The organism is Anabaenopsis elenkinii CCIBt3563 (assembly GCF_015245355.1).
Taxonomy (GTDB): Bacteria; Cyanobacteriota; Cyanobacteriia; order Cyanobacteriales; family Nostocaceae; genus Anabaenopsis; species Anabaenopsis elenkinii.
Window position 1 is genome coordinate 3,787,316 of record NZ_CP063311.1, and the last position, 22,391, is coordinate 3,809,706.

General features: G+C 42.3%; 21 protein-coding genes, 1 tRNA gene and 1 other RNA gene. 17 read left to right on the plus strand and 6 right to left on the minus strand.

Features of this window, described 5'->3' with window-relative positions; translation table 11 throughout:
• The first annotated feature begins 30 nt into the window (after positions 1–30).
• The 6 genes from IM676_RS16530 to IM676_RS16555 all read left to right on the plus strand — a co-directional run bounded on the left by IM676_RS16530 (position 31) and on the right by IM676_RS16555 (position 9,351).
• On the plus strand, positions 31–954 hold the full coding sequence (locus tag IM676_RS16530) for a methylenetetrahydrofolate reductase (RefSeq protein WP_200987894.1): 924 nt from the start codon (positions 31–33) through the stop codon (positions 952–954).
• A gap of 593 nt (positions 955–1,547) precedes the next feature.
• The gene (locus IM676_RS16535; protein ID WP_200987895.1) at positions 1,548–3,863 is read left to right on the plus strand and encodes a M48 family metalloprotease; all 2,316 of its coding nucleotides are present in this window, start codon (positions 1,548–1,550) and stop codon (positions 3,861–3,863) included.
• A gap of 384 nt (positions 3,864–4,247) precedes the next feature.
• Complete coding sequence (locus tag IM676_RS16540; RefSeq protein ID WP_200987896.1) at positions 4,248–4,481, plus strand: hypothetical protein; 234 nt, start codon at positions 4,248–4,250, stop codon at positions 4,479–4,481.
• 345 nt (positions 4,482–4,826) lie between these two features.
• A complete protein-coding gene (locus tag IM676_RS16545) occupies positions 4,827–5,315 on the plus strand; it encodes an RNA recognition motif domain-containing protein (RefSeq protein WP_200987897.1) in 489 nt (162 codons plus the stop codon).
• Between the two features lie 783 nt (positions 5,316–6,098).
• Positions 6,099–7,364 carry a glycosyltransferase family 4 protein gene (locus tag IM676_RS16550; protein ID WP_200987898.1) on the plus strand — a complete coding sequence of 422 codons (1,266 nt, stop codon included), beginning with the start codon at positions 6,099–6,101 and terminating at the stop codon, positions 7,362–7,364.
• Between the two features lie 265 nt (positions 7,365–7,629).
• Positions 7,630–9,351 (plus strand): Rqc2 family fibronectin-binding protein, encoded by a 1,722-nt coding sequence (locus IM676_RS16555; protein WP_200987899.1) that lies wholly within the window; start codon positions 7,630–7,632, stop codon positions 9,349–9,351.
• Between the two features lie 270 nt (positions 9,352–9,621).
• Here IM676_RS16555 and IM676_RS16560 read toward each other — a convergent pair whose 3' ends face one another.
• Positions 9,622–11,190, minus strand: a complete 1,569-nt coding sequence (locus IM676_RS16560; RefSeq protein ID WP_200990246.1) for an iron uptake porin — start codon at positions 11,188–11,190, stop codon at positions 9,622–9,624.
• 396 nt (positions 11,191–11,586) lie between these two features.
• Between IM676_RS16560 and IM676_RS16565 the strand changes: the two genes are divergently transcribed.
• On the plus strand, positions 11,587–12,606 hold the full coding sequence (locus tag IM676_RS16565) for a metal ABC transporter solute-binding protein, Zn/Mn family (RefSeq protein ID WP_404799803.1): 1,020 nt from the start codon (positions 11,587–11,589) through the stop codon (positions 12,604–12,606).
• A gap of 87 nt (positions 12,607–12,693) precedes the next feature.
• The gene (locus IM676_RS16570) at positions 12,694–13,437 is read left to right on the plus strand and encodes a metal ABC transporter ATP-binding protein (RefSeq protein WP_200987900.1); all 744 of its coding nucleotides are present in this window, start codon (positions 12,694–12,696) and stop codon (positions 13,435–13,437) included.
• Between the two features lie 70 nt (positions 13,438–13,507).
• Here the strand turns inward: IM676_RS16570 and IM676_RS16575 are convergent, their stop codons facing one another.
• Positions 13,508–13,771, minus strand: coding sequence for an ArsR/SmtB family transcription factor (locus IM676_RS16575; RefSeq protein WP_200990249.1), 264 nt, complete (start codon positions 13,769–13,771; stop codon positions 13,508–13,510).
• Positions 13,772–14,378: 607 nt separating this feature from the next.
• Here IM676_RS16575 and IM676_RS16580 point away from each other — a divergent pair.
• Both IM676_RS16580 and IM676_RS16585 read left to right on the plus strand, forming a co-directional pair.
• Positions 14,379–15,245, plus strand: a complete 867-nt coding sequence (locus IM676_RS16580) for a metal ABC transporter permease (protein WP_200987901.1) — start codon at positions 14,379–14,381, stop codon at positions 15,243–15,245.
• A gap of 68 nt (positions 15,246–15,313) precedes the next feature.
• A tRNA-Phe gene (locus tag IM676_RS16585) sits at positions 15,314–15,386 on the plus strand.
• Positions 15,387–15,638: 252 nt separating this feature from the next.
• On the opposite strand, the gene IM676_RS16590 is transcribed toward IM676_RS16585, so the two are convergent.
• The gene (locus IM676_RS16590; protein WP_200987902.1) at positions 15,639–15,947 is read right to left on the minus strand and encodes a DUF3067 family protein; all 309 of its coding nucleotides are present in this window, start codon (positions 15,945–15,947) and stop codon (positions 15,639–15,641) included.
• 229 nt (positions 15,948–16,176) lie between these two features.
• On the opposite strand from IM676_RS16590, the gene petC reads away from it, so the two are divergent.
• Both petC and petA read left to right on the plus strand, forming a co-directional pair.
• Entirely contained in the window at positions 16,177–16,716 is a 540-nt protein-coding gene (gene petC, locus IM676_RS16595; protein WP_200987903.1) for a cytochrome b6-f complex iron-sulfur subunit, read from the plus strand.
• Positions 16,717–16,776: 60 nt separating this feature from the next.
• The gene (gene petA / locus IM676_RS16600) at positions 16,777–17,778 is read left to right on the plus strand and encodes a cytochrome f (protein WP_200987904.1); all 1,002 of its coding nucleotides are present in this window, start codon (positions 16,777–16,779) and stop codon (positions 17,776–17,778) included.
• A 63-nt stretch (positions 17,779–17,841) separates the two neighbouring features.
• Here the strand turns inward: petA and IM676_RS16605 are convergent, their stop codons facing one another.
• A complete protein-coding gene (locus IM676_RS16605) occupies positions 17,842–18,123 on the minus strand; it encodes a small RNA NsiR4-regulated ssr1528 family protein (protein WP_200987905.1) in 282 nt (93 codons plus the stop codon).
• Positions 18,124–18,229: 106 nt separating this feature from the next.
• On the opposite strand from IM676_RS16605, the gene IM676_RS16610 reads away from it, so the two are divergent.
• The 5 genes from IM676_RS16610 to queF all read left to right on the plus strand — a co-directional run bounded on the left by IM676_RS16610 (position 18,230) and on the right by queF (position 20,081).
• The gene (locus IM676_RS16610; RefSeq protein ID WP_200987906.1) at positions 18,230–18,496 is read left to right on the plus strand and encodes a YciI family protein; all 267 of its coding nucleotides are present in this window, start codon (positions 18,230–18,232) and stop codon (positions 18,494–18,496) included.
• 38 nt (positions 18,497–18,534) lie between these two features.
• An RNA gene (gene ffs / locus IM676_RS16615) (signal recognition particle sRNA small type) lies at positions 18,535–18,631 on the plus strand.
• Positions 18,632–18,657: 26 nt separating this feature from the next.
• Positions 18,658–19,053 (plus strand): phasin family protein, encoded by a 396-nt coding sequence (locus IM676_RS16620; RefSeq protein WP_200987907.1) that lies wholly within the window; start codon positions 18,658–18,660, stop codon positions 19,051–19,053.
• A 189-nt stretch (positions 19,054–19,242) separates the two neighbouring features.
• Positions 19,243–19,641, plus strand: a complete 399-nt coding sequence (locus IM676_RS16625) for a hypothetical protein (RefSeq protein ID WP_200987908.1) — start codon at positions 19,243–19,245, stop codon at positions 19,639–19,641.
• A gap of 23 nt (positions 19,642–19,664) precedes the next feature.
• The gene (gene queF, locus IM676_RS16630; protein ID WP_200987909.1) at positions 19,665–20,081 is read left to right on the plus strand and encodes a preQ(1) synthase; all 417 of its coding nucleotides are present in this window, start codon (positions 19,665–19,667) and stop codon (positions 20,079–20,081) included.
• A gap of 57 nt (positions 20,082–20,138) precedes the next feature.
• Here queF and IM676_RS16635 read toward each other — a convergent pair whose 3' ends face one another.
• The gene (locus IM676_RS16635; RefSeq protein ID WP_200987910.1) at positions 20,139–21,509 is read right to left on the minus strand and encodes a cytochrome c biogenesis protein; all 1,371 of its coding nucleotides are present in this window, start codon (positions 21,507–21,509) and stop codon (positions 20,139–20,141) included.
• 3 nt (positions 21,510–21,512) lie between these two features.
• Complete coding sequence (locus tag IM676_RS16640) at positions 21,513–22,253, minus strand: cytochrome c biogenesis protein CcdA (protein WP_200987911.1); 741 nt, start codon at positions 22,251–22,253, stop codon at positions 21,513–21,515.
• Positions 22,254–22,391 lie beyond the last annotated feature (138 nt).

A 22,391-nucleotide genomic window follows, 5' to 3' on the forward strand; every position in this document is an offset into this window, starting at 1 on the left:
ACCCTTGAAGAAAAGTGAAACATTAATGTTATGCAGGATACCCAAAATCCCACAGTTTTCAACTCATTTCGTCGCGCCGCCCAATCCGGCGAATTTTTAGTTACCGCGGAGGTAGCTCCCCCAAAAGGGGTCAATGTAGCACACATGATTTCAATGGCGGCGACCCTTAAGGGGAGGGTTCATGCTGTCAATATTACCGATGGTAGCCGCGCTGTATTACGGATGTCTTCTTTGGTAGCGTCAGTAATTTTGTTGCAAAATGGCATTGAACCGATTTGTCAGGTTGCTTGTCGCGATCGCAATAGAATTGGTTTACAAGCTGATTTAATGGGTGCTCATGCTTTGGGTATCCGCAATATTTTAGCTTTGACTGGCGACCCGGTGAAAGTAGGTGATCACCCCCATGCTAAAGGAGTATTTGATTTGGAATCTGTGCGGCTCCTACAATTGATTCGCAAAATGAACCAAGGGGTTGATTGTCATGATAAGCCCTTTCCAGATGGGGGGACTGATTTATTTGCTGGTGCGGCTGTGGATCCACAGTCTCCCAGTTGGTCAGGTTTGCAAAAGCGATTTGAACGCAAAGTTGAAGCCGGAGCGCAGTTTTTCCAAAGTCAGATGATTACAGATTTTGATGTCTTGGAAAAGTTTATGGATATCATAGCCTTGAGTCATAATAAACCCATTTTGGCAGGAATTTTCCTGTTGAAATCCGCAAAGAATGCTGAGTTTATCAACAAGTGTGTTCCAGGTGTAAATATTCCTCAGCACATTATTGACAGGTTGGCTACCGCCAAAAATCCCCTGGAGGAAGGAATGAAAATTGCTGCGGAACAAGTGCAGATGGCGCGACAATTATGTCAGGGTGTCCACATGATGGCCGTCAAGCGGGAGGATCTGATTCCACAAATCTTAGATTTGGCGGGAATTACACCAGTTAGCTATGTAAATTAGATTACCTCCCAATCCAGGTGTTTCACCGTCGTTAAAGTTTCCCCTCTCCAAAGCTGTGGAGAGGGTTCGACGTGAGGGTAAAACAGCGAACCAAGAAAAGCCCCCGGTATCGTCGGCTTGGGTATGAAGGGAAGAAAGCTGGAAAAAGATATAACCTTGGTGGTAAATGTAGCGAGAAATTACCAAAATTTCTATCACTTAAAATTTATATTTGTCCAGATTGTGGCAAAAATTTTGAAGATATAAATATTAACGTAGTTGTCAACATCTGGCATAAGGGAATAAGTACGGTGGGACAGACTGGATAATATGGAAAGCCCAGTTTTACTCTGGCGCATTTCATGGAATTGTCAACGTTTACAGGGAGATCATCGGTGATTTGAAGTGAAACGCGCTTACCCACCCTGCTGCTAGCAGATCGCCCCGGTGGATTCTGGTTAAGAACTAGTGGAGGAACATTAGTGTTAATGGGACTCAACGGCTACGCCACGCCAGCTATCGGGTGGAATTAATGACCACGGCATTAAAGATTTGCGCTTGTTTACCACCGTGGATCAGTTACTAGACATTGGAGTACCCAAATTTCTATGCCTATGGCTACGCCACGCAAGCTATCAGATACCGAACTGTCTTTGGAAGCCGGGTTAGTAGCCCTCAAACAAGGAAATTACCAAACTGCGATCGCTAAACTTATGGCTGTGGCTAGCAGTCAAGGAAATCCCCGATCCAACTTACAAGCAAGAGTCGGTTTAGTGATGGCTTATGCACGCACTGGCCAAATTCGCAAGGCTACCATTGTCTGTCAGACTCTCAGAGAAAGCCAAAATACACAAGTTAAACAATGGGCTGAACTTGCTCTCAAACACTTGGCAAAGCACCGGAAAAAAAGTAGTAAATCTATGGCTACGCCAAACCAGCAATCAGATCATTCGGGGGGTGAGTCCTTAGCTGCTCAGAATTCTCAAAATGCCACTACATCAAGAACTAGGACATCTGGCTTAGTCGAGTCCCAGAAACAGAAACCGACAGTAGGAGAAACTAGTCAATATTCACCAGCCAGTCTGGGTAGGGTACCGAATCAGACGATACCACAGAATTTGTTCAGATCCTCAAACTATATAAAAACTACTGGGATTGAGGTTAGTCCCAGCCGGTCATCGGGTATTTATTGGCGACAAGCACAACGTGCTAAGGTATGGCAACCCCTGCGTAAGCCTAATTTAATTCCCTTGCGTTTGCTAGGACTGGGAACATTAGTGGTTTTGTTGTGGCTACTAGGAGAAATACTCAATTTAACCACCTCATTGATTAACTTTGCTTTAGACAAATTACCTTACCTAGCAGTCCAGCAATTGCCCCATGGTAACCCTACCCCATTTTTATTGATAGTTTTATTGATGATGATGGGACTATCCCCTTGGTTGTTAGATAGGCTATTAGCAAATTTTTATGGACAGGGTGAATTGTCCAAGGATTTATTAAATCGCCACAGTCGCGAAACGGGTAGAGTCATACAACGTTACTGTCAACAGCGTCGCTGGCACTCGCCTAAACTGCGAATTTTACCCATAGCAGCACCAATGGCGCTGACTTATGGTAGTCTGGCTGGCAACGCTCGGATTGTAGTCAGTCAGGGACTATTAGAGCAACTAGCAGATGATGAAATTGCGACTATTTATGCAACACAGTTAGGACATATTGCTCATTGGGATTTTGCGGTCATGTCTGTAGTTTTGCTGCTTTCACTACCGATTCATCGACTATATGAGCAAATATCTACATGGGGCAACAGGAGGTCAGAGGGAATTTGGTATAAACCTATCAATATTTTGGCGAGTGTGATTTATGGATTGTGGTATGTGCTTACTAGTATTAGTTTATTGTTGTCACAATTACGGCTTTACTATAGCGATCGCCTATCTGCGGAAATTACGGGTAATCCCAACGCTCTGACCCGGGCCTTACTGAAAATTGCTATGGGTATTTCTAATGATATCCAAAAATCAGAACAAACAAGTTGGCATTTGGAAAGTTTAAATTTATTAATGCCGGTCGGTTATGAGCAGAGCCTTTATTTGGGTAGTATTGCTGGCCAACGCCCCTTTGAATCTCTATTAATGTGGGATAGTCTTCATCCATATCGCCACTGGTTTACTATTAATAATAGCCATCCTTTGATGGGCGATCGCATCCAACGTCTAAGCCAAATTGCCCGATCTTGGCATATAGATACTGAAATAAATCTCAATAGCCTGGGGTTAACCCTAGCTGAAGCCCAACCAACCTATCAGGTCAAGCGTCAGTCATTTTTATTACAAATTGCTCCTTTTTTGGGTATTGCCCTTGGTTTGGTATTTGCGGGTTTCACTTGGCTGATGTGGCAAACTGCTTTCCATCTCAGGTGGTTAAATTTCCAGTGGATATATGAAGATTGGACTGTAATTAGAGGTTGTCTACTAATCGGCTTTAGCATCGGTCTGGTGTTGCGGATGAGTTCATTTTTTCCAGACATCAAAACTCCTAATGTCCAAGATGATCAAAGCCTGATCAACCTATTAACTAATCCATCGGCTCTTCCTATTGATAGTGTAAGCGTGCAGCTTGTGGGTAAGCTCTTGGGTCGCCGAGGTACAGGGAACTGCTTAGGACAAGACTTAATACTTCAGTGCAGCATCGGGTTAGTGAAATTACACCACATACCCCTGGGACAGTCAGTTAATCCCCAAGATTTAATCGGTCGGCAAATTATAGTGACAGGCTGGTTGCGGCGAGGAGCAACACCCTGGATTGATATTCACACTGTGCAAACTCAAACTGGTAAACATATTTATAGTCCTCATCCCATTTGGTCTACTTTTGTGGCTGTGGCTGCACAGGCTTGGGGCGCATATATTTTTCTCACTGGCTAGTAGCGCGGTGAACTCAACAGCCAAGGCAAAAACTTACCTCCTAAGCATGTTGCTCAAAGTTGCTACTTGAGTCAATGAATCTTCTTTTGCTCAATCAGCCCAGCTGAAAACTCTACTAGAAACACCAGGGTAGGGCATTCTCAAAATTAACCCTTGTAGAGAGCCAAAAAATGTAGTTTATGCTACGATAAACAAATGTTGTTGTTGAAAATGTATGCTTTGAACTAGCTAGGTAGATAATACCATGGTAATGTAGGAAATGGTATTTAATTCTGCGGCCATATCTGTCCTAAGCAAGCATTAAAACTTGTGGGTGATCACATCAAGATTCCTTTGGTAAACACTGTTAAACCTTCTTTCAAGTTTGATAGTTTCCTAATCCTAATGCCATCTAATTTGCAGTTTGAAGACATTCAGGAAGTGCGGATCTTGCCAGGAAATCAGTATTTATGCGCTGATTTCCTCAATCAAAAAGAATTCGCAATCAACCACTATCTTAATCCAGGTAAAGCTTTAGCAATTGACCCTGGTATCAAGAATTGGTTAAGCTGTGTTTCTAACCCTGGAACTGGTTTTATCTTTGATGGACGCAAAGTTAAAAGTCTTAACCAATGCTAAAACACACTGGTGGCAATGCTGAAACTAAGACTGTATGAGAGTTTCCACCCTTGTGACCAGATTTCGTATCTGGGAAACGACAACTCAAAGCGAAGTGGCAAGGTTTAGACCTGTGACGTGGCAAAGCAGTTGACAATCCCCAAGGGGAAGAGGTGAAGACTCTGAGAATTGAGGTGGTATTAGCCGAGTATTGTATGCGCTTTTGTATTAAACAAGCCTGATCCCAACAAAAAATTGTATTGTATAGGTTGACAGTTCGGAGTAAAAAAATTGGTTGACAACAGTTTTGGTAAAGTAATAGTTTTCTTACTTTGCCATATTCGTTCAAATCTGGAGGTATAGTTCATGTCCGTTCGCCTATATATAGGCAATTTGCCAAAAGAAGAAATAGATCGTCAAGATTTGCAAGCAGTTTTTGCCGAAGAAGGCGATGCTGTGACTACAAAGCTAATTAAAGACCGCAAAACTGGCAAATGCCGCGGTTTTGGTTTTCTGACTGTTAATAATGATGAACAAGCTGATCAAATTATTGAAAAGTATAATGGTCAATTGTTCAAAGAGACGCCCCTCAAGCTAGAAAAAGCATTACCTCGAACCAAACCTGAGGAAGCTGAAGAGCAACCTGCTAAAGCGGCTAGTAGTGTTAGTGGTCATCCGGCTCCTACACCAAAAGAAGGCGGTCGTCGTGAGAAAGGTTCTAAGAAGTCACGGCGTGGCGGTGGAAGTGCTGTCCGAGAAAGCACTACAACTGCAGACTCGGATGCAATTCGTCCAGACCCACGTTGGGCTTCTGAATTAGAAAAGCTCAAGCAGATGTTAGCTGCACAAAGCTAATTGAATCTGGAGGGGATAGGGATTAAAAGTAAAAATCGCGGTTTTTAAGTTTTAATTCCCCACAAATCCCCATTCTGCTGCTAGTTTTGCAGCCAATGATTATGAATCTGATGCCAAGTTCTGGTAAAATTCGTCTATATCTAGGCACATGGAAAAATTTTTAACAAGATATCTACCAAAAAACGCGCACAGTGCCCCTAATTTCTAACTATGGGGTGTAGTGCGATAGCGCCAGCGCTGCTGCTAAAGCTGGAAATGAGCGCAGCCGAAGTGCAGATCACGACTTTAGTTGCAGTCCTAAAAATCGATTTTACAAAAATTAGCTTTAATGGATAATGTAGTTGTAGTCGTTATACGGGGACTTGCAGCCGTGGGGCAGACGGTCAAGATGCTTGCTGTTAGCGGAGCGGCGCGTTAGCGCGGGTAAATTGATTGGAGTCCCCGTGAACCAAGAATCCCCCGGCTTCTAGACGTGGGGAGTGTCAACTTGAGCTAGGCCTAGGCAATTTCACTATGCCCTCCTCCGAGCTAGCTTTGGGGGTGGGTTGCTTTTATGAGAATTAGATTTAAATGTATCTATTACAACCATTAGATATCAAGATAGTTATTGAGCTATCAAGAAATTGCAGTCAAAGTATGTGTAAATAAGTATAGATGCAGTACCCAAAAGATGAAACTTTGGGACATAATTAAATTAAAATAAAAATTATTCAAAGTTGCTAAATTATAGTGTATTGGGCGAAACTTTGACGATATATTCTCAGAATCAGCAACACACAAACTATGAAAGCTAGTACGGACAAATGTATTGCCTTAATTTCTGTTCATGGAGACCCAGCAATTGAAATTGGGAAGGAAGAGGCGGGTGGACAAAATGTTTATGTGCGTCATGTGGGTGAAGCACTGGCTAGGCTGGGATGGCAAGTTGATATTTTTACCCGCCAAGTGAGCACAGAACAAGATAAAATTGTGCAATTGCGGGAAAACTGCCGCACTATTCGTTTAACAGCAGGTCCTGTAGAGTTTGTACCCAGAGATAATCTGTGGGAATATATGCCGGAATTTTTGGATAATTTCCTAGAATTCCAAAGACGCAATCGTATAACTTATCAGTTGGCGCACAGCAACTACTGGCACTCTAGCTGGATAGGGATGCAACTCAATAAAATCCAAGGTACTCGGCAAATTCATACTTACCATTCACTGGGAGCCGTTAAGTACAATACAATAGAAAATATTCCCATGATTGCTAGTCAGCGATTGGCAGTGGAAAAAGAGGTGTTGGAGAGGGCACAGCGAATTGTGGCTACAAGTCCCCAGGAGAAGGAACATATGCGATCGCTAGTTTCCCCTCAAAGTAATATTGAAATTATTCCCTGCGGTACAGATATTCGTCGCTTTGGTGCCATTGACCGCCAAGCAGCAAGATTAGAGTTGGGAATTACCTCTGATACTAAACTTGTGTTCTATGTGGGACGTTTTGATCAACGCAAGGGAATAGAAACTCTAGTGCATGCAGTCAACCAATCCCAATTACGTGGTCATCACAACCTGAAATTAATTATTGGTGGTGGTAGCACTCCCGGTAATAGTGATGGTATGGAGCGCGATCGTATTGAGAATATCATCAAAGAATTGGGGATGAGTGAATTTACCAACCTCACCGGTCGCCTCAGTCAGGAAATATTACCCACTTACTACGCTGCGGCTGATGTTTGCGTAGTTCCCAGTCACTATGAACCCTTTGGACTAGTGGCCATTGAGGCTATGGCTAGTTATACACCTGTAGTCGCCAGTGATGTAGGTGGGCTGCAGTTTACTGTAGTTCCGGAAGTCACAGGTTTATTAGCTCCACCCAAAGATGTAGCCGCCTTTGCAGCTGCAATCGATCGGATTTTGTTAAATCCACAATGGCGAGACGAATTAGGTAAAGCTGGGAGAAAAAGCGTAGAAAGTAAGTTTAGTTGGGATGGGGTAGCCACTCAGCTAAGTAAACTCTACAGTGAAATTTTGCAGCAACCGGTTCAAGAACCAGCATTGGTTCATTGACACTCCCACGGCTAGAAATGCGTGGGACTCTTGATTCATCCAGCCAACTTATTTAGAGGAGTTTCCCCACCCAAACAGAGGTTGTTCTGTCCACAAGCTTTATATCCCGTGTAGCCCACGGTAATTTTCGTATTATTTTAGTACAGTATGTGGATATGTGGAAGATAGACAGCACCTTTAGGTGCTCCACACTCATGCCACAGCTAAAAGCACGATGAGCTTCTCTGCTTTTATTTTTTGTAAATAATAGGTAATCATAACTCTTGTGCAACCAGTTGACTATACTACCCTAACTGCTGCTTGTAGCGAACTACGCGCTCACTGGCTGCCATCTCGATTAGAACAAGTTTATCAGCGCGATCGCTATACTATTGCTGTAGCATTACGTACTCTCAAACAAAGGGATTGGCTAGAAATTTCTTGGCATCCCCAAGGGGCGCGTATTTGTATTGGCGAACCACCACCGAGATTACCAGATACATTCACCTTTAGCCAACAATTAGTACATCAATTAGGTGGTTTAGCCTTGGTGGATATTCAAACCATCGCCCCTTGGGAGCGCGTCGTTAATTTACAATTTGCCCGTCGTCCTGGAGAGGAGCCGTTATATCATATATATGTAGAGGTGATGGGTAAATATAGCAACGTCATCCTTACTGATGCTAACCATATGATTATCACAGCTGCCCATCAAGTTGGTCAGCATCAATCTAGCGTCCGTCCCATTCAAACTGGACAACCTTATGAAACGCCGCCCCAACTCACTGGACCTGTTCCTAGTTTGAGTGAATCTGCACAACGGTGGCAAGAACGGGTCAGCTTAGTACCGGGAGTAATTAAAAGTCAGTTATTAAAAAGTTATAGCGGCTTGAGTTCTGCCTTAGTAGAATCCATGTTAATTGCGGCAGATTTAGCCCCAGAAACCAGCACAGAGCAACTCAAACCTGAAGACTGGGAACGGCTTTTTAGACGATGGCAAGAATGGCTACAAGCATTGGATTGCCAGAAATTTCAACCAGCTTGGACAGCGAAAGGATATACAGTTATGGGTTGGGGCGCAGTTGCACCGGAAAAAGATATCCAAACCTTAGTTAACAGATATTACACTGACGAATTAAACCAGCAAGTCTTTACTCAGTTACGGCATCAATTAAATCAGAAATTAGCTAGCATTCTAGTAAAACTACGTAATAAAGCGCAAACCTTTTCCCAACGCTTGCAGCAGTCGGAACAAGCAGATAAATATCGCAAACAAGGGGATTTGTTGATGTCTCACCTGCAAAAATGGCAACCGGGGATGACAGAAATTACCCTGACTGATTTTGAGACAGAAGAACCTCTAGTAATTGCTTTGCAACCAGATAAAAACGCCGTCCAAAATGCCCAACGGCTTTACAAACAGCACCAGAAACTTAAACGCGCTCGTGGCGCTGTGGAACCATTGCTTGAGGATGTTAACTCAGAAATTAACTATTTAGAGCAAGTAGAAGCCGCGATCGCTCAGATAGAAAACTACCAAACAGCAGCAGATTTGCAGGCTTTAGAAGAAATCCGGGATGAGCTAATTGCACAGAAGTATTTAGAAGACCCAGGATATCGCAGTCGGGGGGAAACCACCAGCACCAATTTTCATCGTTATCATACCCCCAACCGGTTTGAAGTCTTAATTGGTCGTAATAATCGGCAAAATGACCAATTAACCTTTCGTGTCGCTGGAGATTATGATTTATGGTTTCACGCTCAAGAAATTCCCGGGAGTCATGTACTACTACGTTTACAACCGGGTGCAGTTCCCGATGCAGTAGATTTACAATTTGTGGCTAATCTTGCAGCCTATTATAGTCGTGGGCGTCAGAGTGACCAAGTACCAGTAGTTTATACTCAGCCCAAGCACGTTTACAAACCCAAGGGAGCCAAGCCGGGTATTGCTATTTATAAGCAGGAGCGCATTATCTGGGGACAGCCGCAATTAGTCATTAGTGATTAGTCGATGATAATTTTTCGCTATTTCCACCTCCGGGAATTTTGAATTTATGCTCCCAGATAGAGGTTGATTCTCTGGGGGTATATCTTTTTTTTTGAGATTTTTATAAAAAAAGTGTGTTGACTGTTACAATAATGTTAAGAAAGGTTGCCCGTTAGTTTTGGGAACGTGCAATTTGGTTTTAACTCTCTTGAGAAGACAACACGGAAAAAGATATTTTAGACCAGCTGTGGAAAGCTGGTCTTTTTTTGTGGGATATGAGATTGGTGATCTTTAGAAACTAAATCTAGTTCTCAGGGCACCAATCACAACATCATTATTGTTATTGTTATGATTTGGAGATGTTAACCAGATCAGACCGGGGGTAATGGTAATGTTGTCACTCAGCTGATACTGGTAGAAAGCTTCCAGGTGATAGGAGGTATTTGTATCTGTATCTACTCCTGGAATGGTGGAACTTGTAACTTTAGGTTCTACACCAGCAATAATCCCAGCTAAGTTACCTCTTTTACCCAAATCCGGGAAGCCCAGGGTAACGGCATAATTCCAGATTTCAGCTTTTCCGGGGTTACCTGTTAACTGACTGTTGGTGTATCCAGCCCAACCACCTAAGACAAATCTTTCACTGATACCAATGGATGCTTGAACACCGTAGGAATTGCTGGAGAATCGTGTATCTGGTGCTATGTTTTGGAAGGTGGCATTAGTGCTACCACTAACTAGGGGCTGTCGGTAGGAGTTGATATAAGTTAAACCGAGGCTAATGCGATCGCTTGGTGTCAGGGTCAGCTGTGCCAAACCGGCATAAGGACCATTAAATAAACCACTCCCATCTGAGGGGTCGTTAGGAGTACTAGTTAAATATCCTAAGTTGAGTGCTAATCTCTCACCGAACTTCTGGGTTATTCCCAAACCCGCACCACCTAGCTGGTTATAAATGGGGTTGCGTGTACCAAAGGTAGACAAGGCACCACTACTACCATCACCGTCAAATATATTGACTGTATCAGTGATGTCATCTGCAGCGCCATTATTGGCGATGGCGATTACTTGTGTGTTTGCACTTAGGGGAAATTTGTAAAATACAGCATCTATCTCGGCATTGGTAGTGCCACTGTCACCAGCAAAGGCTAAACTACCTTCTGGTGTACTAATGTCAGGGCTGAGAAGATTGTTAGCGGCGATGCGGGTAAATAGGGTATCTTTCCCTGTAAAACTGGTAACAAATTCAATGCGCGATCGCAGTCCCAAGGTTGTATTCTTCTGTGTGATGCTTTGATCATCGCTTAAAACACCACTCATCACTGCAACTACTTCGCCTTGGAGCTTAGTAGTGGTGGAGAACTGATTTGCTTCCAATTGAGATGTGCGTGCTTCTAGTGTATCGACCCGTCCCCGTAGTGTGGCTATTTCTGCGGAAAATTCTTCTTGTAACCTTTGTAATCTTAATATATCTTGTTGTGTGATTACGTTGGTAGTAGCCTCAGCAATTAACTGATTTACACGATCTAAACAAGCATTCAAAGCCGCGGCGAACTCATATCTTGTTAAAGTGCGATTACCGCGAAAAGTGTTATCTGGGTAACCTGAAATACAACCATAACGTTCAATTAATGAGCGCAATGCTTGAAAAGCCCAATCAGTAGGTCTGACATCAGATAACTGAGAAACCGAGGTAGTTTGAGCTATTACCTCACCTGTTCTCAAGTTCTGAGATTGAGTTTCTTGATTCTCTATTACTGATGTTGCCGGTATTTCCCCTGCATAGACAGAGCCACTAAAGAACAGTATATTACAGGCAAATACTGGGCTAATCGGTAGATACTTCCAGAATTCTCGCATTTCCTTCCTCACACTTATTTATCGTAGATTGCACTCACACTCAGCATTTTCGAGAATAATTTGCTGAAAAAGTATATTCAGGATATTAACAGGAGTTTAAGAATTTTCCTATCACAAGTTAACAATCTATTTTTATACTTAGGGGAAAAATTTCAAAAAACAGTATCTTAGGTAACAATTATTAGTTATTCCTTGTTTGTAGCCATACAAGGTAATATTGACTACTATTCTTGCTCAATTTTTGCTCAAAATAATTTATACCTTGCAACTTACCGCACCCAGATATCAATTGCCTATTGTGTGAGAATGAGACTTATTCTATAATGTCAAACTAAGTTCATTGACAATAAAAAAATTGAGAAAAGTAGAGTAACCATTAATTGAGGGGATAAAACCGTGATGTGGAATCGTTTAGGATCTATAACAGGCAAACACAGCCGAGGTATCCTGACTTTAATAGCTCTACTGACATTCTCAGTGGCGGTTGGCTGTAACCAATCTAATACAGTTATGGAGGAGGAACAGACACCCGAAGTACAGCAAGAAAAAACCAAAGTTGTGGCTACAATTTTGCCCACTTATTTATTTACTAAGGCTGTAGCAGGGGAAGCGGCAGATGTATCAATTATCGTACCCCCAACTACCGATGTGCATGATTACCAGTCAACACCGGATGATGTGAGGGCGATTTCTCAAGCAGCGATATTAGTAAAAAATGGTTTGGGATTAGAAGAATTTCTCAAAAATACGATTAAAAATGCTGAAAATCCTAACTTAATTAAAATTGATGCTAGTCAAGGTATTGCAACCTTAGATGCAATTTCCCCGGTTGATAAAACGGTAACAGGACATAGTCACAGTCACAGTCATAGTCATAGTCATAATCATAGTCATGACCATGGTGACGGAAATCCTCACGTGTGGTTAGATCCGGTTTTAGTAAAACAGCAGGTAGTAAATATTCGAGATGGATTAATTGCAGCAGATCCTGCTAATCGAGCTACTTATGAAGCCAATGCTGCGGCTTATCTGCAAAAATTGGATAAATTACATCAAGAGTTTGAGCAAACTTTACAGCAGACTCCGAACTGTACCTTTATTACCTTTCATGATGCCTTTCCATATTTAGCTCAACGCTATAATCTCAAACAGGTTGCTGTAGTGCAAATTCCTGAAGACCAACTTTCACCAGCAGATGTAAAAAGAGCTGTTCAGGCTGTGCAAAAGTATAATGCTAAGGCTGTATTTAGTGAACCAGGGGTAGATAATAAGTTATTAACTAGTCTTGCTCAAGATTTGAATGTCACTGTGCGTAAGTTGGATTCTTTAGAAACTACTGGGGGTGATACAAATCCACAGTATTACTTCCAGGCTATGAGAAATAACTTGCAAAATCTTCAAGCTGGGTGTCAGTAATTGGATGCTAAATTGGGTTTTATCATCTTTTTTATGAATGCCATGATCAAAAATTAACTACAATTAATTACTGATAAACTACTACTAATGACATCTCCCATTTTAAAAGTAGAGGGATTAAATGTATATCAAGGCAGTTATTTGGCGGTTCGAGATGTGACATTTGAATTACTACCAGGAACAGATACGGCTATTGTTGGTCCTAACGGTGCTGGTAAAAGTACTTTGGTCAAGGCGATTTTAAATTTGATTCCCCACAGTAGTGGCGAGGTTGAATTTTTTGGTCGCCCGATGAGTAAGTTAGGAAAGTTGCGTCACCTATTGGGTTATATACCGCAAAATTTCATCTTTGACCGCAGTTTCCCGATTTCTGTGGGGGAATTAGTGGGACTGGGATGGGAAAAGTCCGGTAGGTGGAACAAGGTTCGGCAAAAATCCGCAGCAATCGGGGAGGCTTTGCGGCGCACTGATGCTTATCATCTCAAGAATCAAGCTATTGGAACTCTCAGCGGTGGTCAATTGAAGCGGGTATTACTGGCTTATTGTTTAGTGATTCCTCGCCAACTTTTGCTGCTGGATGAAGCCTTTGCTGGTGTTGATGTCCAGGGTATAACAGATTTTTATGCTCTGTTAAATGAATTAAAGCGGGAAGAAGGTTGGACGGTGTTGCAGGTTTCCCATGATATTGATATGGTAAGCCGTCATTGCGATCGCGTTCTGTGTCTGAACCAAAGTATTGTATGTACTGGTAAACCTGAAATTGCCCTTTCGCCTCAAAATCTTTTAGCAACCTATGGGCCGGGATTCAGTCCTTACCATCATCAGCATTAATATTGTGACTAGGGGTATTTCTGGTAATTTTCTGCGAATAAGATTCACAAATAACTTTGATTTGGTGTTTTTATTCTGGTTCATCTAAATGTTCGGCGACAGCCTGATAAAGATGGAAAATATGATGATCATGGAGGTGATAAAATACATTACGCCCTTGTTTACGATAGCGGACTAGTCGCATTGCTCTTAAGTTTCTTAGCTGATGAGAAACCGCCGATTCACTCATGTTTAGTAATCCGGCTAAATCACTCACACACAGTTCTTTGGTAGCTAAAAAAGAAAGAATCCTCAGACGATTAGGGTCTCCTAAAAAGCTAAAGAATTCCGCCATCCGTTGAGCTTTTTCGGGGCTGATAATTGGTTCTGCTAAGTCTTGCACAATACTACTATCTATAGTAATCTTTTCTAAATTATACTCAATGTTTTACACTTTGAAAATTAAATCTAATTTTAATCATCTTAGAGGATGTTTGGAAAGTATTAAACAGGTAATTTTTATACTAGGGAACAGGGAACACCGGAACAGGGAACACCGGAGCAGTGAGCAGGGAATGGGGGACACTCCGAAACAATAAAATCCAGTCCCCTCCCCTTACAAGGCTATCCATTACCCGGATCTTTCTTAACATTCGTGAGAGCGATCGCTCGCAAACCCCCAAACCTTAATCCTCCGTTGATGATTCTCAATAAAATAAGGGTTTTATCAAGAATAATAAGGTACATTTTGTCAAGAGTAGGGAAATTTTCAAGCCTTGAAACCATTGCCACATAAATGTTTCAAGATTGTTAAGAAAGATGTGAGTAATGAATAGCCTTACAAGGGGAGGGTTAGGGTGGGGTGAAACAATAGTTGATACACTAATCATGACTTATCAAACATCCTCTTAGAGGATGGCAGTTTCTCAAGATTTACCTTTACCAGAATATAGATTATTTTTATGTACTTATGCTCGGTTTTGCTGACCAATTTAGAGGCGATCGCTCCTGGGGATGAGTTGGTAAATTTGTTACAATTTCCCTTTATGCAGCGAGCTGTGGTCGGTGCTCTGTTAATGGGAATTCTCGGTGGTTTACTGGGAAGTTTTGCTACATTGCGCCAACTATCCTTTTTCAGCCATGCTGTGGGTCATGCAGCATTAATCGGTGTGGTCTTAGGTGTCTTGCTACAGTTGAATCCTACTTGGATGCTATTACCCTTTACGTTAGTTTTTGGGGTAGTTGTGCTTTACTTGATTGATCAAACCGATTTAGCCAGCGATAGCGTTCTGGTGATCGTGCTATCAGCAGCATTAAGTATAGGGTTGCTGTTGACTAGCTTTGTTCCGGGGTATCGGGGAAATTTAATGAGAGTATTGTTAGGGGATATTCTGGCCATCGATAATACAGATTTGATTGTGACCCTACTGTTAGTAGTAGTTAGTGGGGTATTTTTATTTTCCACCCTAGAACAGCAAATTTTGCTGACTCTTAACCCGGATGTAGCTCAAGTACAAGGGGTTCCGGTGCAATTGTATCGCTATACCTTTGTCATGCTACTTTCCCTGGCTGTGGCTGTGACAATTACAGCCGTTGGTGTTTTGCTAGTCAATGCTTTTTTAGTGATTCCCGCTTCCACAGCTAAGTTGATGAGTCATCACTTTAACCGGTTTTTGGTGTTATCAGTCATCTTTGGTTCTACCACCAGCATTGCTGGTATTATGGTTTCGGGTGTTTTTAACCTGGCATCAGGCCCTAGTATTGTGGTAGTCCAGTGTTTGTGTTTTCTGGGTGTTTTCTTGTCGGTGAAAATTTTGCGAAATTTTTGACTTCAACCCCTTGCCAAACCTTTTTGGCTATGCTAAATTTAATAATCGTTGGTTAAATAAATCAACAAGCCGGGATAGCTCAGTTGGTAGAGCAGAGGACTGAAAATCCTCGTGTCACCAGTTCAAGTCTGGTTCCTGGCATTTAATTACACCCCTTGAAGCTAGCTCCAAGGGGTTTATGATTTTAAGCTATGATCAGGTGATCGGGCTGTTGTGCTATAGGTGAATCCTGAGCAGAAAAAACCGATGGTTGGTGGCAAATTTAGGGGAATTTAATTAAATATATCAATTCAGATTGGGTGCTAAAACTTTTAATACTTGCCCTTAATTGTCTATGTAGGGGTGGATGCCTTTGACTGCCGTGAGTTTACAAGGGGCCAGATGATCATAATATCATACCATCCATTCCGAAGCGCGTTCACCTAAATCGAGGGGAATACTGACAGCTTTACCCAATCGGGGACGCTCCCGGGTTTGGTTAATAAATGTTTGCACTTGCACAGCACCACCCAAGGCATGAAGATAATTAGCAATGCTATCAAGATGTTCTTGGTACTCCGCCTCACTCAAGGGAAAAGAAGCTTGCTCAAGATACTTCCACATGATTTGCAGAAATATCTTGCCTTTTGTGCGGCGAAACTGGACATCATAAGAGTATCCCCATTTGTCAAGTAATAATTTGCGCAAATCTTGTCCTGTCATAGCTTTCCTCCATTAGATTTTACATTTAGTTATGATGTTACGTTCCGTGACTCAAGTATGATAGAGATATAAAGAAATGTAATGCTAAAACAACAGATGCTCAATATATCTTGAAATAAAGAAATTAAGCATCATTGTAAACCTTGGCATTTCGACTTAAACAGGAGTGGCTTAACTACTGGTACTCTTGTAAGCATGACGAACAAAATACACAAAGAGCGCGTAGATTATGGCTCAATTTTCTGAATCAATGGACGTACCCGATATGGGGCGTCGTCAGTTCATGAATCTGCTGACTTTTGGAACTGTAACTGGTGTGGCTCTGGGTGCATTGTACCCTGTAGTCAAGTACTTTATTCCACCTGCTAGCGGTGGCGCTGGTGGCGGAACCACAGCCAAGGACGAGTTGGGTAATAATGTTAGTGTCAGTAAGTTTCTGGAAAGCCATAACGTAGGCGATCGCCCCTTAGTTCAAGGACTCAAGGGAGACCCCACCTATATTGTGGTAGAAAGCAAAGAAGCTATTGCTGATTACGGTATTAATGCTATCTGCACACACTTAGGTTGTGTTGTTCCCTGGAATGTAGCAGAGAACAAGTTTAAATGTCCTTGTCACGGTTCCCAGTACGATGCAACTGGTAAGGTGGTCAGAGGTCCAGCTCCTCTATCTTTGGCTCTCGCACACGCCAAAACAGAAGATGACAAAATCGTCTTGACCCCTTGGACTGAAACCGACTTCCGTACCGGTGAAGAACCTTGGTGGTCTTAATTAAGTGCCGCGACTAATCACCAATGACCAGTTAACCAAAGAATCATTGTCCTTATAGAGATGAGAAATGCCTGTACCACAGCGAGTGTGACTCGCACTGCTAAAGCAATGATCAAAACATTGCTCATAGCGATCGCTACCTTAACATTTTACTTGACTAGCGATCTCGCCTTACCCCAAAGCGCCGCCGCTTATCCCTTTTGGGCGCAACAAACCTATCCTGAAACTCCCCGGGAACCGACAGGGCGGATTGTTTGCGCTAACTGTCACCTAGCAGCTAAACCTGCGGAAGTAGAAGTTCCCCAATCAGTCCTACCTGATACTGTGTTTAAAGCAGTGGTGAAAATCCCCTATGATACCAGCGTGCAACAGGTAGGGGCTGATGGTTCTAAAGTTGGCTTGAACGTTGGTGCTGTACTGATGTTACCCGAAGGGTTCAAAATTGCCCCAGCAGACCGCATTCCTGAGGAACTTAAAGAGGAAGTAGGTGATGTTTACTTCCAACCCTACACTGAAGACCAAGAGAATGTGTTGCTTGTAGGACCCATCCCCGGTGAACAGTATCAAGAAATCGTCTTCCCAGTTCTTTCCCCTAACCCAGCTACCGATAAAAATATTCACTTCGGTAAATATTCAGTTCACCTAGGCGCAAACCGTGGACGTGGACAAGTTTATCCTACTGGCGAAAAGAGCAATAATACCATTTACAATGCTTCGGCTACTGGGACAATTACCCAGATTGCTAAACAAGAAGATGAATATGGTAATGTCAAATATCTAGTCAACATCCAAACAGAATCTGGCGATACTATTATTGATACCATTCCCCGCGGTCCAGAACTGATTGTTTCCGAGGGACAATCTGTGACTACAGGTGATGCTTTGACTAATAACCCCAATGTCGGTGGATTTGGTCAAAAAGATGTAGAAATTGTCTTGCAAAATTCCGCAAGGATTCAAGGATTGATTGCCTTTATCGCCCTTGTCATGTTGGCTCAAGTTATGCTTGTGCTCAAGAAGAAGCAAGTGGAAAAAGTCCAAGCTGCTGAACTTAATTTCTAAATTCTTTGCTACATCAATGAGTGTGAGGACAGGCAAAATGCCTGTCTTTTTTTGTATCTTAACTTATTTGCCCGTGTAGAAAAAAGCGATTTCTTTGGGTTTGAGGGGCGCAAAACCTGCTTCTACGAGCATTTGATCTAGTTCTGGTTGTGGAATGTGTTTAGCGCCAATGCGCACAATCCGCGATCGCATGGTATTTGAGACACCACTGCGTTGTCTATTGGCTTCTAAGGCCATAACTTTGTTATACAGTTCTAGTTTTTCTGGGGGAATGGGAGAACCATCAAAATCAATTCCTTTAGCGATAGCTTCATCGATGGCGTCAGCACCCTTGGTTGTACTCATGGTATTTTCTTCTCAATTCTCTGGGTAGATTTTACCAGAGCTAGCAAAAATATTCAGATTACTTTACTTCACAATCAGATACAAAAAATTACGAGGTACTAATTAAATGCCCTTGTTTGTGAAAATTGAAGCCGGTAAGGTTGATAAATCTACCTTTGACCAATATGTCCCCGCCCATAAAGCCTATGTTGAGGATTTGATTGCCAAAGGACATAAAGCCCGCACAGGTTATTGGGTAGAAGACCGGGGCGGAATGTTACTGTTTGAGGCCGCCTCTAGGGAGGAAGCAGAAGCCATTGTGGCTTGTGACCCCTTGGTGCAGCATGGCTGTGTTAGTTATCAGCTTTATGAGTGGAAAATTGTTGTAGAATAACACACACTTTGGGAATTTTAGTGTTATACTAAGTTTTAGACCTGGATCTACGCGACTGTAACGCCCAAACCTTGTCAGAACCGGAAGGTAGCAGCAATACGGGATGCTTGCGGTAGGCGTAGTCTCCGGGTCGCCCTATTTTTTAGTAGCGCTAAGTAACAATGGCTGGTTTTGGAGATATTGTTCAAAAAGCTTTTTACTTGGGTGTAGGATTGGCTGCATACGCCAGTGAGAAAGCAGGGGGAAAGTTAAGCGAACTGCGATCGCAAATCCAGAATCTGGCGGATGACATGGTCGCCAAGGGCGAAATGAACACGGAAGAAGCGCGTCGTTTTGTCGAAGATATGATGAAACAAGCCCAACAGTCGCCAAAATCTAGTCAACCCCAGGAGCAAAAACCACCATCGGAACCCCGCCTGATTGAAATTTTAGAAGAGGATGATGGGGAAAATGTCCAAGTTTCCCCATCCATAAATGCTCCGAATGATGTTGAGCAACTGCGTGACCAAGTTTCCCAACTACAAGAGAAGTTGAAAAACCTGCAACGGGGTAAGTAATATGTCATGCTACCCATACCTCAAGGTGGGGTATTTTTGTTTAAGTTAGGTAAATAAATCATCTTTCACAGCCAAGGGCAAATTTCCAGCACGGAAATTTGATAACATACATTGACTAGGATGTATTATAGTGGTGTTAACTTATAGCACTAAACGCGTCCTGTTGATAGTCAGTAAGGGCGTAGGTTTATGGAAGAATGGCAAAAAAACTTAACAGCAATCCTCGAAACCGTAGCTGATGAAGTGGAACGTTTTTTCCTGGAAGTAAGTGACATGGTAGATGGATTTTTTGAAGTCAGCGAAGAATTATCTCAACAGGTAGAAAATTATATAGCTACGGAAATTGACCAGTATTTACAGGAACTAACTGATCCTATTTTGGAGGTTTACTGGGAACTGGAAGATGTGATGGGAGATACAGATATTGGTTTCCCATACGGAGTAGAAGCAACACCACAAAGGAATGCTGCTTGTATAGGTTGTCAGAATTATCACGGACAAGTTTATAGTGGTAATTTGTTAGTCTGTGCTATGCATCCTCATGGGTGGGATGATGAGAATTGTCCTGATTGGGAAAAGGAAAATTAGAGCTATTATATATTTTTGAAAGTATGAGCAATTATTCATCGGAAACAGTATCGCAGTCACAGTCAGAAATGAAGTATGGAGAACGGGAAATTGCAGAAGGTCAATTAATTACTTTTCCTAATCCCCGTGTGGGTCGGCGATATGATGTGAGTATCACTTTACCAGAATTTACTTGTAAATGTCCTTTTTCTGGTTATCCTGATTTTGCTACGATTTATATTACCTATGTCCCCGATGAAAGAGTGGTAGAGTTAAAGGCTTTGAAGCTCTATATTAATAGTTACCGCGATCGCTATATTTCTCACGAAGAGTCGGCTAATCAAATTTTAGATGATTTTGTGGCGGCTTGTGACCCGTTAGCAGTGACTATTAAGGCAGATTTTACCCCCCGTGGTAATGTCCATACTGTGGTGGAAGTGCGTCACCAAAAGGATGTTTAAACGCAAAGGTACGCAAAGGTCAGCGCAGAGGTACGCGAAGGGTTCCTCTGTCTGCTTTTATGTTTTTGCTGGGGATGAGAGGGTGTCTAGTATTTCTAAAATCTCTTTTTCAAATGCAACTTGAGCTCGGTTGGTCTTACCTCCAATATACAGGCGATCGCTTGTTTTTAATGCCCAAATTTGGGAATGGGTGAAATAACTCATGGTTGCGCCTAACATTAATAGGGCAAATCCGGCGTATACTATGGGGATACCAGGGTCTGATTTGATTTGTAATCCGGTACTACCTATAACATCGACTATTTTTAAGTTAACGCCATTAATGTTAGTAGACATTCCTGTGCGGACTGTATCTACTAGTTTACCTGTGGAATCATAAATTAATACCATTCCTTGCAGGTCTTTGGCGATGACGGAAACCCCCTCACTTAAGTCGGGTTTGGTGGGTATCCAACTTCCCCACAGTCTCCCTTTACCTTTGGTGTCTAAGGAAGCCATAGGTAATTGGAAGATGGGACTATTATTAAATTTAATCTGAATCGCGGAAATTCCCCAATCGGTTTGATAGAATGTGACTCCATGGTAGCGCAGGGGTTGATTCACGAAAATTTTTTGATGATCAAGTTCCTCTCCCTGGTTATTCACTACCGACATATCGGAATAAAATTGGTCAATTCCACCGGTGGGAGTATAATCAATCCAAAACCGATTTACACGCACAGACCAGTCTTTGAGGTTTTGGAAGTTTGCCCATGGTCCAGCATCTATAATGTTTTTGACTTGAAATGTATCACCACTAGATATCATTTCTTGGGCAATAAATCCAGTCATCGCTCCCAAAATTCCCCCCAGGAGGATGGTGACAATCCCCACATGGACGATAATAGGTCCAATACGTCCAATAATTCCTTTGCGGGCGTAAAGAATATCCTGTTTTTCGGGTTCTTGAAATATTGTATACTTGCGCTTGTGTAAGATTTCTTTTAAGGATTGCACAGAAATATCATCTAATTCCGCACTTAAGGCTAACTTTTGAAATTGTCGCGGTTCTTGGTAATATTTCCACCGACGAGCGGTTTTTAAAGCTGGTAGTTGACGGGTGAAGGTACAAGCTGTCAGACTAGCACCAAATACAATCAGTAACCCCAAGTACCACCAAGTGCGATATACATGGTCTAATCCCAGGACTTGAATTACTTTCCAAGTTAAGAAACCAAATAAAGCTGGATGTTCGGGGTAGTTAGTCTGATAAAATGCCGGTGACTGACCTTGTTCGATGACTGTACCGCTAATGCTAAAAACAGCAATTAATAGTAAAAGTGCGATCGCTAGGCGTAAATTAGTGAGTACAGGTAAAACCTCCTTGCGTAATATTCGCCCCGGTACTGACCACCAAGATGCTGTAAATGCTGAATTTTCTATAGTCATTGCTTAAAAACTGCTCAAGGGAAATCGCGAAATTAAAGAAAATACACCAAATCCAACCAATAGCACCCCACTAACTGGATTAATCCAACCAGACCACCGCCGTAGTTCCAGGAGCTTTTTGATAGTAGCAGTAAAAGTACCGGCTAAAATCAAAGGTACTACATAGCCGGCTGTGTATGATAGTAACAACACAGCGCCCATAATTAAATCTTGTGTACTAGCCACCCAACCCAGTAAACTGGCTAAAACTGGAGTACTACAAGGAGACGCAACCAAACCAAAGGTTAAACCCAGGGAATAAGACCGCACACCCGCTGGTAAATCAGAGGAAATCCACTTAGTTTCGCCTAAAGATGGAAATTGTAGGGGTAATGCTTCTAGTAAGTTCAATCCCATGAGAATGGCGATAATACTGACGATAATTGGTAAACCGATTCCCACTTGACCATAGACTTTACCAACAAAAGCTGCTATAATCCCTAAACCTGCCAGGGTAGTCGCTAAACCTAAAGCAAACCATGTAGATTGAGCTGCTGCTTGTAAGCGGCCTTTAGCTTCATAACCCCCAATGTAACCAATGGTAATTGGGAGCATGGAAAGCATACATGGGGTAAGACTAGTAAGTAAACCAGCTGTAAAAATGATGCCAATACTTAGTAGGCTGATGTGGGCGAGTTGGTAAGATACTAAGCCGTTGGCAAATTGTTCTAGTTCGTAAAATTGTGTTTGTAGGGTCTCCAGCATGGGATTTTTAAGCGGCAAATGCTTGTTATATTAGCATTCTAGCTGATTATGGGAGGAGATTTCATGATTGTTGGGGCCACTCTTGTAATTTTCCATCTCCTGGGTTAAAAAACCCGAACCGCTACCCCATAAACTCAT